This window comes from Allobosea sp. GW821-FHT10B12 (assembly GCF_059415545.1).
Genome location: NZ_JBWKNL010000007.1, coordinates 90,975 through 108,360, shown reverse-complemented (window position 1 = coordinate 108,360; position 17,386 = coordinate 90,975). Strand labels below are relative to the sequence as shown.

General features: G+C 67.9%; 9 protein-coding genes. 5 read left to right on the top strand and 4 right to left on the bottom strand.

Features of this window, described 5'->3' with window-relative positions; genetic code table 11:
• Positions 1-40: 40 nt before the first annotated feature.
• On the bottom strand, positions 41-1,459 hold the full coding sequence (locus AC07O0_RS22795; protein ID WP_494625967.1) for a trypsin-like peptidase domain-containing protein: 1,419 nt from the start codon (positions 1,457-1,459) through the stop codon (positions 41-43).
• A gap of 174 nt (positions 1,460-1,633) precedes the next feature.
• Here AC07O0_RS22795 and AC07O0_RS22790 point away from each other — a divergent pair, with 174 nt between their 5' ends.
• Together AC07O0_RS22790 and pbpC are read left to right on the top strand one after the other, a co-directional pair.
• On the top strand, positions 1,634-6,880 hold the full coding sequence (locus tag AC07O0_RS22790) for an alpha-2-macroglobulin family protein (protein WP_494625966.1): 5,247 nt from the start codon (positions 1,634-1,636) through the stop codon (positions 6,878-6,880).
• A gap of 73 nt (positions 6,881-6,953) precedes the next feature.
• Positions 6,954-9,137, top strand: coding sequence for a penicillin-binding protein 1C (gene pbpC, locus AC07O0_RS22785; protein WP_494625964.1), 2,184 nt, complete (start codon positions 6,954-6,956; stop codon positions 9,135-9,137).
• A gap of 9 nt (positions 9,138-9,146) precedes the next feature.
• Here pbpC and AC07O0_RS22780 read toward each other — a convergent pair whose 3' ends face one another.
• The 3 genes from AC07O0_RS22780 to AC07O0_RS22770 form a co-directional block, all read right to left on the bottom strand.
• Positions 9,147-10,133, bottom strand: a complete 987-nt coding sequence (locus AC07O0_RS22780) for a tripartite tricarboxylate transporter substrate-binding protein (RefSeq protein ID WP_494625963.1) — start codon at positions 10,131-10,133, stop codon at positions 9,147-9,149.
• Between the two features lie 293 nt (positions 10,134-10,426).
• Positions 10,427-13,501, bottom strand: coding sequence for an efflux RND transporter permease subunit (locus AC07O0_RS22775; protein ID WP_494625962.1), 3,075 nt, complete (start codon positions 13,499-13,501; stop codon positions 10,427-10,429).
• Positions 13,498-14,607 (bottom strand): efflux RND transporter periplasmic adaptor subunit, encoded by a 1,110-nt coding sequence (locus AC07O0_RS22770; RefSeq protein WP_494625961.1) that lies wholly within the window; start codon positions 14,605-14,607, stop codon positions 13,498-13,500. Before AC07O0_RS22770 ends, AC07O0_RS22775 begins: the two co-directional genes overlap by 4 nt.
• 136 nt (positions 14,608-14,743) lie before the next feature.
• On the opposite strand from AC07O0_RS22770, the gene AC07O0_RS22765 reads away from it, so the two are divergent.
• The 3 genes from AC07O0_RS22765 to phnD all read left to right on the top strand — a co-directional run bounded on the left by AC07O0_RS22765 (position 14,744) and on the right by phnD (position 17,320).
• Positions 14,744-15,358 (top strand): TetR/AcrR family transcriptional regulator, encoded by a 615-nt coding sequence (locus AC07O0_RS22765; protein ID WP_494625960.1) that lies wholly within the window; start codon positions 14,744-14,746, stop codon positions 15,356-15,358.
• Between the two features lie 152 nt (positions 15,359-15,510).
• A complete protein-coding gene (gene phnC / locus AC07O0_RS22760) occupies positions 15,511-16,329 on the top strand; it encodes a phosphonate ABC transporter ATP-binding protein (protein ID WP_494625959.1) in 819 nt (272 codons plus the stop codon).
• A 73-nt stretch (positions 16,330-16,402) separates the two neighbouring features.
• On the top strand, positions 16,403-17,320 hold the full coding sequence (gene phnD / locus AC07O0_RS22755) for a phosphonate ABC transporter substrate-binding protein (protein ID WP_494625958.1): 918 nt from the start codon (positions 16,403-16,405) through the stop codon (positions 17,318-17,320).
• The last annotated feature ends 66 nt before the right edge of the window (positions 17,321-17,386 follow it).

Genomic DNA, 17,386 nt, shown 5'->3' with positions numbered 1-17,386 from the left:
ACAGTCTTTGTATGCTGTATGCACGATCACGCCGGTGGGATCAGAGCCCGCAGGCGATCGGCACCACGCTCTTGCCGGCAGCCTCAGCAATCGCGCCGGTGCTCAGTTCGCCGCCCGCTGCGGTGGCGGCAGGCTTGGCGTCGGCTTTCTCGAACATCGCCTTGAGCTGCATGACGCCGGCGATCGCATGATTGCGCTGCGGCGCGACCCCGGCGATCAGGGCCTTGTCGGAAGGGTTGGCAGTGACCAGCCCCGCGAGCCGGCCCTGCCGGTCGAAGACCGGGCTGCCCGCACCGCCGGGCTGCAAGGGCGCGAGCACGGCATCGCTCATCACCTCGCCCGGCAGCGCGACCGCGGTGCGCGCGGCGGCGGTTCCGTCATAGGCGAGCACGACCACCGCCTCTTTCGCGGCGGGTGCGGCATCGCGTAGCCCCGGCACGGCGCCGGGTGCCAGACCCGGCACATCGAGCAGCGCAAGCCCGCTCGCCTGATCCTGCAACCGCAGCTTTGCCGGACGCGTGCCAACCTTGATCCCCTTGCAGGGATCGACCGCAACACGCGCCGTCAGCACCAATTCCTTGCCGACGACGAGGCCGACGCCGAAGCGTTCGGTCACCGGCTGGGCAGGGGCGGTCGCCACGGCAGGCGCACCGGGCGCTGCCGGCGTCGGAGCGGGAGCCGGCGCCGCCCCACTCGGGAACGGCTCGAAGCTGTCGGCGATCGCGGTCACCACCTTGTCGAAGGTTGCGGCGACGCCCTTGTCGTAGCCGACCGAGAAACCGCGCAAGCCTGACGGGCCGAGCGCCTGGCGCCGGAAGAACTTTCCGGTCGGCGTCTCGCCGGCGACGACGAAAAAGGTCGGCTGCAGCAGCTTATAAGTGACCTTGCGCTGGATATTCGGATTGACCGCGATGGCGCGCTCGAAGATCGCCTGGAGCGGCTCGGTCGCAGGACCTGCGCTGACGTCGAGGGTGACCTTGCCGTCGCCGCTCTGCCAACGGCTGCCGCCGGCCGCCGTCGCCTCGCGCTTCGGCAGCAGCTTTTGCGGGATGCCGATGCGCACGCCGGTCGGCTGGTCGGTGATCACGGCAAAGCCCGCCGCATCGCGCGCCGTCCTGGCGAGCCGCGCCAGTTCCTGCCGCTCGGCCGGTGTCAATTGCCCGTTCGGCTCGCCGCGCCCGGCCTTGAAGCTGTTCACGGCGCGGAAGGTCAGCGACCCGAAATTGCCGGTGGCGGCACTATTGAGATGCCCGGTCCAGATCAGATCGGCCTGGATCGCCTTGCGCTCGGCCTCGGGCAAGGCGGAGAAGCTCTGCGTCGCAGCGGCCAGGCGCGGATCGGCCGGCTGTTGCGCCTGCGCGACATTGAGGCAGGCGAGGATGGCGGTAATGCCGATCAGCGCGGGAACCTTGAACACGACCATCTCCTCGTTCCAGACCGCGCCGCGACGCGGCGCCATTCAGCGTCAGCCTTGCCGCAGAGGCAAGAGGCGAGAAGGGCTCAACCGATCGCAAGCCGAGTTGCGCCCGACGCGCCCGGTGCTAGCTTCGCGCAGCGCAACGTGATGACCCGTCATCGCGTCGACGCCTGCCGCGGCCAGTATCCTGCCGCCCGCCTTTTCGGAGACCGAGCCATGCGCCATCTCGTCCGTCTCGCCCTCCTGCTCGGCCTGACTGTCGCCGCCGGAACCGCTTTCGCCCAGAAGGCCTATGTCCGACCAGATCTCGCCAGCGACGGCCAGCGCCTGGAGGAACGGCTAAAGCGCGAGATCTCGGTCGGTCAGCGCCCCTTCGCCACGCTGTTGCGCGACGGCACCGCCGCGCTCAATCGCGGCGACGCCCGCGCCGCCCTGCCCCTCGCCACCGCCGCAGCGGTCGCCGATCCCGCCAATCCCGGCGGCTGGCGCCTGATGGCGCAGGCGGCGAGCGGCATCGAGCCGCGCGATTATCGCGAGCGCTACGAGCTGCGCGAGCGCGCGATCAGCGCCGCCTATCTCGCCTATCAGCGCTCGACCTCACGTCCCGACGAAGCCTCCTCGCTCGGCGTGCTCGCCCGCGTCTTCGAGAAGCACGAGCTTTGGCGCCCGGCCCTGACCACCTATCGCCTCAGCCTCGATCTTTCCGACAACGCTTCGCTGCGCACCGACTACGAGGCACTGCGGGCCCAGCGCGGCTTCCGCCTGATCTCCAACAAGGTCGATTCCGACGCGGCGAGCCCGCGCGCCTGCTTCGAATTCTCCGAGCCGCTGTCACGCGGCCGCGTCGACTTCGCGCCTTACGTCGCCATCACCGGCAAGGGCGACTTCGCCGTCAGCGGCGAGGAGCGCCAGCTCTGCGTCGACGGCCTGCGCCATGGCGAGCGCTACGGCTTCGTCATCCGCCAGGGCGTGCCCTCGGCCATCCCCGACGAGAAGCTGCTGAAATCGGCCGATTACGAGGTCTATGTCCGCGACCGCGCCCCGTCCGTCCGCTTCACCGGCAAGAACTACGTGCTGCCGCGCACCGGCCAGCAGGGCGTGCCGCTGGTCTCGGTCAATGCCGACAGCCTCGATCTCGAAGTCATGCGCATCGGCGACCGCAACCTGATCGGCTCCGTCCATTCCGACGACTTCCTCAGCCAGCTCGGCAGCTACAACGCCAACCAGATCGCCTCGGACAAGGGCTCGAGCGTCTGGAAGGGCACGATGGCGGTGAAGTCCGAGCTCAACAAGGACGTCACCACCGCCTTCCCAGTGCTGGAGGCGGTCGGTCGTCTCCAGCCCGGCGTCTACGTCATGTTCGCCAAGCCGACCGGCAGCACGCGAACCGCCAGCTCCTCGGACAGCGATGGCGACTATGACGACGGCACCACCCGCGCGACGCAATGGTTCGTCGTCTCCGATCTCGGCCTGACCTCCTTCTCCGGGCCGGACGGCGTGCATGTGCTGGTGCGGTCGCTCGCCGATGCCTCGCCCGTCGCCAATGCCGAATTGCGCCTGATCGCCCGCAACAACGAGGTGCTGGCGACCGTCCGCTCCGATCGCGACGGCTATGCCCGCTTCGACGCCGCCCTCGCCAAGGGCCAGGGCGGCAACGCGCCGGGTATCGTCACCGCCAGCGTCGCCGAGGATTACGGCTTCCTCGACCTGAAGCAGACCGCCTTCGACCTCTCCGATCGCGGCGTGAAGGGCCGCGTCGCCCCGGCCGGGCTCGACGCCTTCCTCTACACCGAGCGCGGCGTCTACCGCTCCGGCGAGACCGTCTACCTGACGACGCTGCTGCGCGACGCCAAAGGCGCCGCGGTCTCTGGCCTGCCGCTGACCCTCGTCGTCCGGCGGCCCGACGGCGTCGAATATCGCCGCCGCCAGGTCGAGGACCAGGGTGCCGGCGGACGCGCGCATTCGATCCCGCTGATCTCCGGCGCCCAGACCGGCACCTGGCGCGTCCAGGCGTATTCCGATCCGAAGGGCGCCGCGATCGGCGAGATCTCCTTCCTGGTCGAGGACTATGTCCCCGAGCGGCTGGAGCTGACGCTTTCGCCGAAGAAGCAGGTGCTGCAGGCCGGCGAGCCCGCGGAGATCGACGTCAACGCCCGCTATCTCTACGGCGCGCCCGGCTCCGATCTCGACGTCACCGGCTCGATGACCGTGCGCTCGGCCGCGCAGACCGCGATCCCCGGTTTCTCCGGCTATGAGGTCGGCCTGACCGACGAGGCCTTCGAGCCACAGCAGAGCGAGTTCGAGGACGCCGCCAAGACTGGCGCCGACGGCAAGGTCACGATCGCCAATCCCGTAGCCCAACCTGAGACCAACCGGCCGCTCGAAGTCGAACTGACCGTGCGCGTCGGCGAGCCCGGCGGGCGCGCCATCGCCCGCTCCGTCACCATGCCGATCGTGCCCAAGGGCGCCGCCATCGGCGTGCGCAAGGCCTTCAAGGAGGGCGAGCTCGGCAACGGCCAGACCGCGACCTTCGACGTGATCATGGCCCAGGGCGACGGCCGCCGCATCGCCCGTCAGGGCGTGAAATGGACGCTGTCCAAGGTCAGCCGCAACTATCAGTGGTTCTACCAGGACGGCCGCTGGAACTATGAGGGCGTGAAGACGACCCGCCGCGTCGCCGATGGCGAGATCGCGGTTGCCGAGAACGCCCCGGCCCGCATCGCCGCACCCGTGCAATGGGGCAATTACCGGCTCGACGTCAGCGCCGACGGCGCCGAGGCGACCGAGACCAGCGTCTCCTTCAATGTCGGCTATGAGACCGAGAAGACCGCCGATCAGCCGGATGTGCTCGACGTCGCCCTCGACAAACCCTCCTACGCCAATGGCGAGAGCATGCAGGTGCGTCTCACCCCGCGCTTCGCCGGCAAGGCGACGCTCGCGGTGATGAGCGACCGCGTCGCCGAGATCCGTACCGTCGACGTGCCGGTGGGCGGCACCACCGTGACCATCCCGGCCAAGTCCGACTGGGGCGCCAGCGCCTATCTCGTCGTGCTCGCCCACCGCCCGATGGACACGGCTGCCCAGCGCATGCCCGGCCGCGCCATCGGTCTCGCCTGGTTCAGCGTCGGCAAGGAAGAGCGCAATCTCGCCATCGACCTCGGCGCGCCCAATCTGGTGCGCCCGCTCTCGACGCTGTCGCTCCCGGTAAAGGTGACCGGCGCCAAGGCCGGCGAAGACGCCTTCATCACCGTTGCGGCGGTCGATATCGGCATCCTCAACCTGACGCGATTCGAAAGCCCCGATCCGAGCAAGTACTTCTTCGGCCAGCGCCAGCTCGGCCATGAACTGCGCGATCTCTACGGCTATCTGATCGACGGCATGCAGGGCGTGCGCGGCGCGATCCGCTCCGGCGGCGACGCCGCCCCGCAGCTCAATGGCGAGGCCCCGACGCAGGAACCGCTGGCGCGCTATTCCGGCGTGGTCAAGCTCGGGCCTGATGGCACCGCCAAGGTCGACTTCGAACTGCCGGCCTTCAACGGCTCAGTCCGCGTCATGGCCGTGGCCTGGAGCGCCGGCCGCACCGGCCAGGCCAGCGCCGACGTCTTCGTGCGCGACCAGATCGTGGCGCAGGCGACGCTGCCGCGCTTCCTGGCGCTCGGCGACCAGTCGCGCTTCCACCTGCAGATCGACAATGTCGAGGGGCCGGCCGGCTCCTATCTCGTCGATCTCGACGTCAAGGGCCCGGTCGTCGTCGCCGCCGACGCCACTCGCCGCAGCATGACCATGGCCGCCGGCGCCAAGAGCTCGCTGACGATCCCGGTCACCGCCGCCGGCCTCGGCCGCGCCAGCTTCGACGTCAAGGTCACCGGCCCGAACGGCATCGGCACGGTGCAGAACCTTGCCGTCAGAGTGCAGCCCTCGACCCAGACGATCGCGCGCCGCATCGTCCGCCCGATTCCGGGCGGCGGCTCGCTCACCGTCTCCTCCGATCTGATGGCCGATCTCGTGCCGGATTCCGGCGCGGTCTCCGTCTCGGTCTCGCCGGTCGCGGCGCTCGATGTCGCCGCCGTGCTGAAGGCGCTGGACCGCTACCCTTATGGCTGCACCGAGCAGACGATCAGCCGGGCGCTGCCGCTGCTGGTCGTCAACCGGCTCGCCTCGATGGAGCAGCTGGCGCTCGACGGCAATGCCGACGAACGCGTCAACGCCGCGATCGAGCGTGTGCTCGCGCGCCAGGGCAATAACGGCTCCTTCGGCCTCTGGGGCGTCGGTGGCGAGGATCTCTGGCTCGACGCCTTCGTCACCGACTTCCTGACCCGCGCCCGCGAGCGCCAGTTCGCGGTGCCGCAGACCGCGTTCAACATGGCGCTCGACCGCCTGCGCAACCAGGTCGTCAACACCAGCGAGATCAACAAGGAGGAAGCGGCCGGCATCGCCTATGCCCTCTATGTGCTCGCCCGCAATGGCCGGCCGGTGATGGGCGATCTGCGCTATCTCGCCGACAACAAGCTCGGCGATTTCGGCTCGCCGCTGGCCCGCGCCCAGATCGGCGCCGCGCTCTCGCTGCTCGGCGACCGCACCCGCGGCCGTGCCGCCTTCACCAGCGCTCTGGGGACGCTTCAACAAGCCAACGATGACGGTCTGTCGCGCGCCGATTACGGCTCGCGGCTGCGCGACGGCGCCGGCATCCTCACTTTGATCGCCGAGAGCAATGGCGAGCGCGCCGATCTCTCCCGCGCCGCCGACATCGTCCAGAACGCCCGCCAGAACGCGCGCTACACCTCGACGCAGGAGAACATGTGGATGGCGATGGCCGCGGCCGCCATCGCCAAGGATGCCGACGGCCTGACGCTGACCGTCGACGGCGCCGAGCGCAAGGGCGCCTTCTACCGGACGGTTCCGCAGGCCTCGCTCGAAGCGAAGCCGCTGGTGATCGGCAATCCCGGCACCGCCTCGGCCAATGCGGTGATCACCGTCTCCGGCATCCCCGCGACGCCAGAGCCGGCGCTGAACCAGGGTTTTGGGCTGGAACGCACGCTCTTCACCATGAAGGGCGAGCGCGTCGATCCCTCGCGCCTGCGCCAGAACGAGCGCTATGTCGTCGCGCTCAAGGTCACCGAGCCGGCAGCGCGCTATGGCCGCCTGCTGCTGGTCGACCCCGTCCCGGCCGGCCTCGAAATCGAGAACGCCAAGCTGACCGAAGGCGCCTCGGTCGAGGGCCTCAACTGGTTGAAGCAGGAGGTCTCGCCGGTTCATACCGAGGCGCGCGACGACCGCTTCGTCGCCGCCTTCGAGCGCAGCGGCGGCAAGAACGATCCGCTGGGCTACACGGTCGCCTATATCGCCCGGGCCGTCTCGCCCGGCCGCTATGTCGCGCCGGCGGCGGTGATCGAGGACATGTACCGGCCGGATCGCTTCGGGCGGACGGCGTTCGGCACGATCGAGATTTCGTCGGCAAGGTAGGTCTGAGGTGAACGCGCCGCACGACAGGCCAAGCGCGACAGAGCCCCCTCCCACCTCGGGGGAGAGGGATGGGATGAGGGCCGGCGCGACGGATAATGGGCTTGTCGCAAGCTGGGCGGCCCTCATCCGTCAGCGCTTCGCGCTGCCACCTTCTCCCCCGAGGGGAGAAGGTAGGCGCGCCTGGCCGCGCCGGCTCGCCTATACCGGCCTTGGCGTCGTTGCGCTGGCCGCGACCACCGCCGCCGCCCTCTTTTGGTACGCCTCCGCCCTGCCCCCGATCGATTTCGCCGCCGCACGCGATCGCTCGACCGTGGTGCTCGACCGCGAGGGCAAACTGCTGCGCCCCTTCGTCACCAGCGACGGGCGCTGGAAGCTACCGGTCGGCGCCGATGACGTCGATCCACGCTACCTGTCCATGCTGAAAGCCTTCGAGGACAAGCGCTTCGACGACCATGCCGGCATCGACCCGCTCGGCGCCGTGCGCGCCGCGGGACAGATGCTGGCAAACGGCCGCATCGTCTCAGGCGGCTCGACGCTGACCATGCAGGTCGCCCGCCTGCTCGAGCCGCGCCAGGAACGCTCGCTCCCGGCCAAGCTCCGGCAGGCGGTGCGCGCGGTCGAACTGGAGCGTCGCTTCAGCAAGACTGAGATCCTCGACCTCTATCTCACCCTCGCCCCGTTCGGCGGCAATCTCGAAGGCGTGCGCGCCGCGAGCTTCGCCTATTTCGGCAAGGAGCCGAAGCGGCTCTCGACCGCGGAAGCCGCGCTGCTGGTCGCCCTGCCGCAATCGCCGGAGACGCGCCGGCCCGACCGTTTCCCGGAGGCCGCGCGCAAGGCCCGCGAGCGCGTGCTCGCACGCGTCGAAGCCGCCGGCCTCGCTACGCCGGATGAGGTCGCCGCCGCCCGCGAAGAGCCGGTCCCGACGGCGCGAAAACCCTTCCCGAACCTCGCTCCGCACACCGCCGAGCAGGTCGTCGCCGAGGCGCCGGAGCAGCGCAGCCAGCGCCTGACCATCGAGGCGCGCTGGCAGGCGAGCCTGGAGCAGCTCGCCCGCGAGCGTGCCATCGGCCAGGGACCACAGCTCTCGATCGCCATTCTGGTCGCCGACAACGAGACCGGCGAGATCCGCGCCTCAGTCGGCGGCGTCGACTATTTCGACGCCGGGCGCGCCGGCTCGCTCGACCTGACGCAGGCGCTGCGCTCGCCCGGCTCGGCGCTGAAGCCCTTCATCTACGCGCTCGCCTTCGACAACGGCCTCGCCCATCCCGAGACCATGCTGGAGGACCGGCCGACCCGCTATGGCCTCTATGTCCCCGAGAATTTCGACCTCGGTTTCCAGGGCATGGTCAGCGCCCGCAAGGCGCTACAGCTCTCGCTCAACCTGCCGGCGGTCGAGCTGCTCTCGGCGCTGGGCCCGCAGCGCTTCCTGTCGCGGCTGAAGGATGCCGGCGCCGCGATCGCCATGCCCAGGGACGGCGGCGCACCCGGCCTCGCCATCGGCCTCGGCGGGCTCGGTATCACACTCTCCGACCTGACCCGGCTCTATGTCGGCCTCGCCCGTGGCGGCGAGGTCGTGCCGCTGCACGTGAAATCGGCGAGCGGTGCCGGCGAGCCGCCCTTGCGTCTCGTCGAGCCGGTCGCCGCCTGGTATGTCGCCGATACCTTGCTCGGCGCGCCGCCGCCGCTCAACGCCCCGCCGGGCCGGATCGCCTACAAGACCGGCACGTCCTATGGTTATCGCGACGCCTGGGCCGTCGGCTTCGACCGCAAGCACACGATCGGCGTCTGGGTCGGACGACCCGACAATGGCGCGGTGCCCGGCCTCGTCGGGCGTGTGGTCGCGGCGCCGATCCTGTTCGACGCCTTCGCCCGCATCGGTCTCGATCCCCATCCCTTCGTGCAGCCGCCCGGCACCATCACCGCCAGCAGCGCGACGCTGCCGCCGCCGCTCCGGCATTTGCGCCAGGACGTACCAAAGACCGTCGCCGCGCTGGCGACGCCCGGCCTCAAGCTCGTCTTCCCGCCCGAGGGCGCGAAGATCGATCTTTCCGCCTCGGCTGTCGACGGCAGCCCGCAGCTCAACCTCAAGGTCACCGGCGGCGTCGCCCCCTTCACCTGGCTGGTCGACGGCGCGCCGGTGATGGCGGCGGTGAAGCGCCGCGAGGCCGCCTGGCAGCCACCCGGCAAGGGCTTCCTTCGCATCTCGGTGATCGACGCCGCCGGCGCCAGCGAGAGCGTCTCGGTCAGATTGCAGTAGCGGGCAGCGTCACTCGATCTTGACGCCGCTCGCGTTGATGATCAGCGCCCAGCGTTCGATCTCGGCGCCGACAAAGCTTCGCAAACCAGCCGGCTCCTGCAATTCGGCCGAGGGGATTTCGGCGCCGAGCTCGTTGAGCTTGGCCTTCACAGTCGCGTCGGCGAGCGCCGCCTTCAACGCCTGATTGAGCTTGGCGACGACCGGCGCCGGCGTGTCTTTCGGCGCGAACATCGCGTTCCAGACCTCGACCTTGAAGCCGGGCACGCCGGCCTCGGTGCTGGTCGGCACATCGGGCAGGGCCGTGGCCCGGTTCACCGAGGCGACGGCGAGCGTCTTGATCGTACCGGCGCGGTGCTGCGGGGCGACGTTCACCGCCTGGTCGCAGAGATAGTCGACCTGGCCGGCGACGAGATCGTTCATCGCCGGGCCGGTGCCGCGATAGGGTACGCCGTTCGGCTTCACCCCGACGACGGTGTTGAACAGCAGGCAGGTAGTGTGGCTGACCGAGCCGACGCCGGCATGGGCATTGCTGGCCGCCTTCTCGTTCGCCTTCACCCAGGTGACAAACTCGGCGAGCGTCGCGCTCGGATGGGTCTTGCGGACGGTCAGGAAGATCGGGTTGGTGTTGACCAGCCCGACCGGGGCGAAATCCTCGACCGGCCGATACTTCAGGTTCGGATTGAGCGAGACGGCGGCGGCATGCGTGCCGGTATGGCCGATCAGGATGACATGGCCGTCGGCCGACGAGGCCATCAGCCGCTGCCCGGCGAGCGTGCCGGCGGCACCGACAGCGTTCTCGATGATCACCGGCTGGCCGAGCGTACGGCTCATATGCTCGCCGACGAGGCGGCCGACGACATCGGTCGGTCCGCCCGCCGCGAACGGGATCAGCATGGTGACCGGCTTGCTCGGGAAGGTTTGAGCCTGCGCGGTGGAAGCAGAAATCGCTGCGCAAGCGGCGAGCGCCGCAAGCTTGAGCCAGAAACCAGTCCTCATGCCGTTCCTCCCGTCTGTAAACGAGCGGCCGCCTGAGTTCTTGCTCATTGGGCGCCGCCGCCGGACGGGTTAGCGTCGGGCGGCGGCGAAAGCGAATAGACGTTTCCGCTAAGGGCTATCCGGATATCCTCTACCCGAACCGAGGAGCGTGGGCGCTCCGAAACCAACTGCGACGCTGACCCAACGCGTCATGTTCGGCCCTGTGCCGAGCACCCACGTCTTGAACAGCGCATTCGATCAGCGAAGGCGTGGATGGTCGGGACTAGCCCGACCATGACGGAGAAAGCCGGCGCCTACTCCGCCGGTTGCGGATGGGCCTCGGCCGGGGCGTGGCGCGAGCCGTGCTTGGTCCGCGCCATGTAGCTGTAGGCCACCGGCACGACATAGAGCGTGAGCAGCGTGCCGAAGGTCATGCCGCCGACGATCACCCAGCCGATCTGCGAGCGGCTCTCGGCACCGGCGCCTTCAGCCAATGCCAGCGGCACGGCGCCCAGCACCATCGCGCCCGTCGTCATCAGGATCGGTCGCAGACGCAGCTCCGCCGCGTCGACCAGGGCATCGATCATCTCGTGCCCCTCCTCGCGCAGCTGGTTGGTGAATTCGAGGATCAGGATGCCGTGCTTTGTGATCAGGCCGACCAGGGTGATCAGGCCGATCTGGCTGTAGACGTTGAGCGTGCCGCCGGAGAAATAGAGCGCCGCGAGCGCGCCGGTGATCGAGAGCGGCACCGAGACCATGATCACCACGGGATCGACGAAGCTCTCGAACTGCGCCGCCAGCACCAGATAGATGAAGCCGAGCGCCAGCAGGAAGACGAGCAGGATCGACGAGCCAGACTGCTTGAACTCGCGGCTCTGGCCGGAATAGTCGGTCTGGAATGAAGCCGGGAGCACCTTCGCCGCACCCTGTTCCAGCACGTTCAAGGCATCGCCGAGCGAGTAGCCCGGCCCGGGCACGGCGGTGATCGTCGCCGAGCGCAGCTGGTTGAAGCGGATCAGCTCCTTGGGCGCGACGTTCTCCTCGATCTGGACGAGGCTGGAGAGCTGCACCGCCTGGCCGCCGCGACCCATCAGGTAGATCGACTGCAGCGCCTGCGGCGTGCTGCGCTCGGCACCCGCGACCTGCAGCATGACGTCGTACTGCTCGCCGTTCATGTTGAAGCGCGTGACCTGGCGGCCGCCGAGCAGCGTTTCCATGGTCCGTCCGATCACGTCGACGCCGACGCCGAGATCGGCGGCGCGCTGACGGTCGATCGAGACCTTGATCTGCGGCTTGTCGAGGATGAGGTTGGTCTCGATATTGGTCAGCGCCGGATGGCCCTGGACCTCGGCGATCAGCTTGTCGACGTTCTCCTTGATCGTGACGTACGGATCGGAGGAGCGCAGCACGAATTCGACCGGCTTGCTGTTGGCGCCGCCCTGGCCGAGCGAGGGCGGGTTGGTCGCAAACAGGCGGATGCCGGGAATCTGCGACAGCCCCTTGTTGATCTCGGCGACGAGATCCTGCTGCTTGCGATGACGCTCTTCCCAGGGCTTCAGCCGCGCAAAGGCGATCGCCCGTGTCACGTCGGGGAAACCGACGATGACGAGATAGGTCTCGACCTCCTGGATCTTGCTGAAATAGGTCTCGACCCGCCGGGCATAGTCGGCGGTGAAGGCCATGGTCGCGCCTTCCGGCGCGACGCCGATCGCGGTGATGGTGCCGCGATCCTCGACGGGCGCGAGCTCGGAGCGCAGATTGGTGAAGAACCACCAGCTGCCGCCAGCGACGAGAAGCGCCAGCAGCACGACCACCGGCCTGACCGACAGCGCAAAGCGCAGCGAGCGGCGATAGCCGCTGGCAAGCGCCTCGAAGAAGCGCTCCAGGATGTTGTAGAGCCAGTTGTGCTTGTCGTGGTGCTTCAGCAGCTTGGCGCACATCATCGGCGTCAGCGTCAGCGCGACGAAACCGGAGACCAGCACCGCACCGGCGAGCGTCAGCGCGAACTCGACGAAGAGCTTGCCGGTACGCCCGGTCGAGAAGGCCATCGGGGCGTAGACGGCGACCAGCGTCAGCGTCATCGCGACGACCGCGAAGGCGATCTCGTTGATGCCCTTGATCGCGGCCTTGTTCGGCTCCATCCCGTCCTCGATGTGACGGTGGATGTTCTCCAGCACGACGATGGCGTCGTCGACGACGAGGCCGATGGCGAGCACCATCGAGAGCAGGGTCAGCGTGTTGACCGTGAAGCCCATCGCATACATCAGCGCGAAGGCGCCGATCAGCGAGACCGGAATCGTGACGAGCGGGATCAGCGTCGCCCTGAGCGAGCGCAGGAACAGGAAGATGATCAGGACGACGAGGATCACCGCCTCGCCGATCGTCGTGTAGACCGCCTTGATCGAGCGATCGATGAAGATCGAGGTGTCGTAGGAGGTCGCGATCGCCATGCCGTCGGGCAGGTCCTCGCGGATGCTCGGCAGCGCGGCGACGACGCCGGCGGACACGTCGAGCGGGTTCGCCGTCGCCTGCTTGACGATGCCGATCGTCACTGACGGGTTGCCGCCGAACCAGGCGGCATTGCGCTCCTCGCGAGCACCGAGCTCGACCTTGGCGATGTCGCGCAGCTTCACCGGGAAGCCGTTGGCATCCTTGACCGTGATCTCGCGGAACTGCTCGGGCGTGTTCAGGCTGGTCTGCGAGAGCACCGTGAATTCGCGGTCGTTGCTCTCGATCCGGCCGGACGGAATCTCGACGTTCTGTGCCCTGAGCGCCGCCTCGATCTCCTGGACCGTGATGTTGTAGGCGGCGAGCCTGGCGCGATCGAGCCAGATGCGCATGGCGTACTGCCGCTGGCCGAGGATGCGGACCTCGGCGACGCCGGTGATGTTCTGGACGCGGTCGGCGATGAAGCGGTCGGCGAAATCGGTCAGCTCCAGCGGCGAATGCCGCGAGCTGGTCAGCGACAGATACATCACCGGCTGGGCGTCGGCCTCGACCTTGGCGATGATCGGCTCGTCAATCTCGTCAGGCATGCGGCCGCGCACGCGGCTGACGCGGTCGCGCACGTCGGAGGCGGCGACGTCGGGATCGACGTCGGGCCGGAAGCGCACCGATATCTGGCTGCGCTCCTGGCGGCTGGTCGAGTTGATGATCTCGATGCCTTCGATGCCGGCGATCGAGTTCTCCAGGATCTGCGTGACCTGCGTCTCGATGATCTCGGCGCTGGCGCCGCGATAGGTCGTCTGCACCGAGACGATCGGCTCGTCGATGTTCGGATATTCGCGCACCGTCAGGCGCGTATAGGAGACGAAGCCGATCAGGACGACGAGCAGGCTGAGGACGGTCGAGAGGACCGGCCGGCGGACGAAGAGCTCGAACAGGCTCATCGCTGCACGGCGCCCGGCAGCGAGCTGGTCTGGACCACGGTCCGTTCCTTGATCGCGACGGTCGCGCCCTCACGCAGGCGCATCTGCCCGGCAGTGACGATTTGCATGCCGGCCTTCAGGCCCTTGACCACCTCGACCTTGCCGGTCAGGCGCTTGCCGAGCTCGACCGGCAGGCGCTTGGCCTTGCCGTTCTCGATGATGAAGACCGTCTTGCTGAGACCATCGGGCACCACCGCCGTTTCCGGGATGACCAGGGCATTCTCGCGCTTGTCGACCATGATGGTGACGCGGGCGAACAGGCCCGGCTTCAGGACGAGGTCGGCATTGGGAATGGCAGCGCGCAGCTTGACCGCGCGGCCGTTGACGTCGACCACCGGATCGATCGCGAAGATCTTGCCGGCGAAGGGCCGGTCGGGCACCGCATCGACCTTGAGCTGGATCGGCTGGCCGACTTTCAGCTGGGTCAGGTAGATCTCGGGCACGCGGAAATCGACCTTGATCGGGTCGATATTGGTCAGCGTGATCAATTGCTTGCCGATCGAGACATAGTCGCCGACGCCAACCGAGCGCAGGCCGACCACGCCGCTGAACGGCGCCTTGATCGTCGCGAAAGCGAGCTTGGCCTGGGCGAGCTGCAGGCGCGCCTCCTGGGAGGCGAGCTGCGCCGTCGCCTGCTCCAGCGCGACCTGCGTGCCGGCACCGCGCTGCACCAGCGAGCGGTTGCGGTCATAGGTATCGCGGGCGAGCGATAGATCGGCCTGGGCCTGCTTCAGCTCCGCGTCGAGGATGGCGGTATCGAGCATAACCAGCGGCTGGTCCTTTTCGACCCGCTCGCCCTCCTTGAAGCCGAGCGAGACGACACGGCCGGCGATCTCGGGCGCGATCACCACGGATTCGTCGGCCGCCAGGGTTCCCAGCGCCTCGACTTCCTCGGCCACCGAAACGAGCTCGATCGTCCCGACCTCGACCGGAACGGCAGGGCTTTGCGCGCCGGAGACGGCCTGCGCCTGCGCCTGCTGATTGGTCGCCTTGGTGTAGTAGCGGTGACCGTAATATCCGCCGCCCGCCAGCCCGGCGATCAGGAGAAGGAGGAGAAAACGCTTCATCAGGCTGGACGCTCCGGTAAGACGGACATATTCTAGACTGGACGGTCTAGTTTGATAAGCACCCTTTAAGGGCGGAAGCGTGACGGAATGATCAATGCACGGACGCTCTAGCGCCCCCGCTGCAGAAGCAAGACAGATGCCGGCCGAAAGATCACGGCCGGATAAACATGACGCAATCACCCGGGCTGCATCGGAAACGTTCCTGGCCGAGGGCTTCGACCGTGCCAGCCTCGACCAGATCGCCCAGCGCGCCGGCGTCTCCAAGCAGACGATCTACAGCCATTTCGCCGACAAGCAGGCGCTGTTCCTGGCGATCTGCAGCGAACTCACTGAAAAGCTGACGATTCCGCTGCGCCGCCCGCGCAGCGAAGCCGGCGATCTGCGCACCATTCTGCTGCGTCTCGGTGAGGACGCGCTGGCGATGATGCTGCACCCGGCCTCGCTCGATCTGCATCGTTTGATCGTCGGAGCAACCGCCCGTTTTCCCGAACTGGGACAGGCCGCCTACGAGGCGGGAGCAGGCCGCATGATCGCCGAGCTCTCCGCCTTGCTGGAGCAGCGGTCACGATCCGGTGATGGCCTGTCCCGGGCGCTCGCGCGCGATGAAGCCGACAGGCTCGCCGAGCAGTTCATCGGCATGCTGCGCGGCTTCCACCAGGTGCGTGGCCTGCTCGGCATCGACCCTGCTCCCGACGCCGAGCGCAGGGCCTATGTCGCGGCCTGCGTCGACCTGCTCTTGCGCGGAGGCTGACTTTTCCGCCGAAGCCTGATCGCGGGCCGTCTCATGGTTGACGCTTGATGACCGCGGTCCGGGCCTGACCGTCCCGGAATGCGCCGCCTGCTGTCACGGCGCTGTCATCTGCCGCCGATACCGCATCATCCCGCAATCGCGGGAGAGTGTTGATGCTGCGTATCGAAGGTCTGACCAAGCGTTTCGGCGGCAAGGCCGCCGTCGACAACGTCAACCTGTCGATTCCGCGTGGCGAGATGGTCGGTGTCATCGGCCGCTCGGGTGCCGGCAAGTCGACGCTGCTGCGCATGCTCAACCGCCTCGCAGACGCGACCGAGGGCCGTATCCTCAGCGAGGAGCGCGACGTCACCGCCCTGCGCGGCGCGGCTCTCAGGGCCTGGCGGCGCGACACGGCGATGATCTTCCAGCAATTCAATCTGGTCGGCCGCCTCGACGTTCTGACCAATGTCCTGCTCGGCCGCCTCAACCATCGCTCCGCGGCGCTGACGCTGGTCAAAAGCTTCTCCCAGGACGACAAGGTCCGCGCCATCGCCGCGCTTGAGCGGCTCGACATGGGTCACCTCCTCGCCCAGCGCGCCGAGACCCTCTCGGGCGGCCAGCAGCAGCGCGTCGCCATCGCCCGCGCGCTGGTCCAGGAGCCCAAGATCATCCTCGCCGACGAGCCGATTGCCTCGCTCGACCCACGCAATACGCAGGTCGTCATGGACGCGCTGTTCCGCATCAATCGCGAGGACGGCATCACCGTGGTCTGCAATCTCCACCACCTCGACATCGCCGCCAAGTACTGCGACCGGCTGATCGGCATGGCCGCCGGCAAGGTCGTGTTCGACGGCCCGCCGCATGCGCTCACCAGCGAGCTCGCCGCCGAGCTCTACGGCATCGAGGCCAAGGACGCCGGGGCCGAGGCGCTCGATCAGCTCGACGCCATCGCCACCGAGGAAGCCAAGCGCGCCAAGCAGACCGCCGCCTGAAGTCGGCCCGCGCCTTAAGCCTGCAATTGAGCCTGCCCCTTCACTGCTGATCGTCTTTCAAAGGAGCACCACCATGCTGACCCGTCGTCATACGCTTACGCTCGCCGCGGCCGGCCTTGCCGCCACGCTCACCGCCCCGGCCTTCGCCCAGGACTGGAAGGCGAAGTATCCCGAGCTCGTCTTCGCGATCATCCCAGCCGAGAACGCCTCTGGCGTCGTCGAGCGCTACACCCCCTTCGTGAACTATCTCGCGAAGGAGCTCGGCACCAAGGTGACGCTGCGCATCGCCAATGACTACGCCGCGATCATCGAGGGCCAGCGCGCCGGCAACATCCATATCGGCATGTACGGCCCGGCCTCCTTCGCCCGCGCCCTGATGACCGGCGCCAAGATCGACGCCTTCGCGATCGAGACCAATCTCGACGGCACCAAGGGCTACTATTCGGTCTTCTACGTGAAGAAGGATTCGCCCTATCAGAAGATCGAGGACCTCAAGGGCAAGAATCTCGGCCTCGTCGACCCGAACTCGACCTCGGGTAATAACGTCCCGCGCTTTGCGCTCGACGGCATGAAGATCGAGCCCGAGACCTTCTTCGGCAAGGTCGTCTACACCGGCAGCCACGAGAACGCGGTCATCGCCCTGCAGCAGGGCACCGTCGACATCGCCGCCAACTGGTGGAACGACGAGCAGGAATCGAACCTGCTGCGCATGGACCGCAAGAAGATGGTCAAGGCGGAGGATTTCCGCATCATCTACAAGTCCGAGCAGATCGTGAACTCGCCGATGGCGTACCTCTCCGAGCTGCCGACCGAGCTCAAGGCCAAGATCCGCGACGCGGTGCTGAACCTTGCCACCAAGGACAAGGCCGCCTTCGACAAGATCTATGAAGGCAAGCAGGGCCCGCTCGTCGCCGTCGACAACAAGTCCTACGACCCGATCATCGAGCTCAACAAGTTCGTCGACGCGCTTCGCAAGAAGAAGTCCTCGTAAGTCTTCTTACCCGCTCCCCGTCATGGTCGGGCTTGTCCCGACCATCCACGCCTTCGCTTTGCTGAT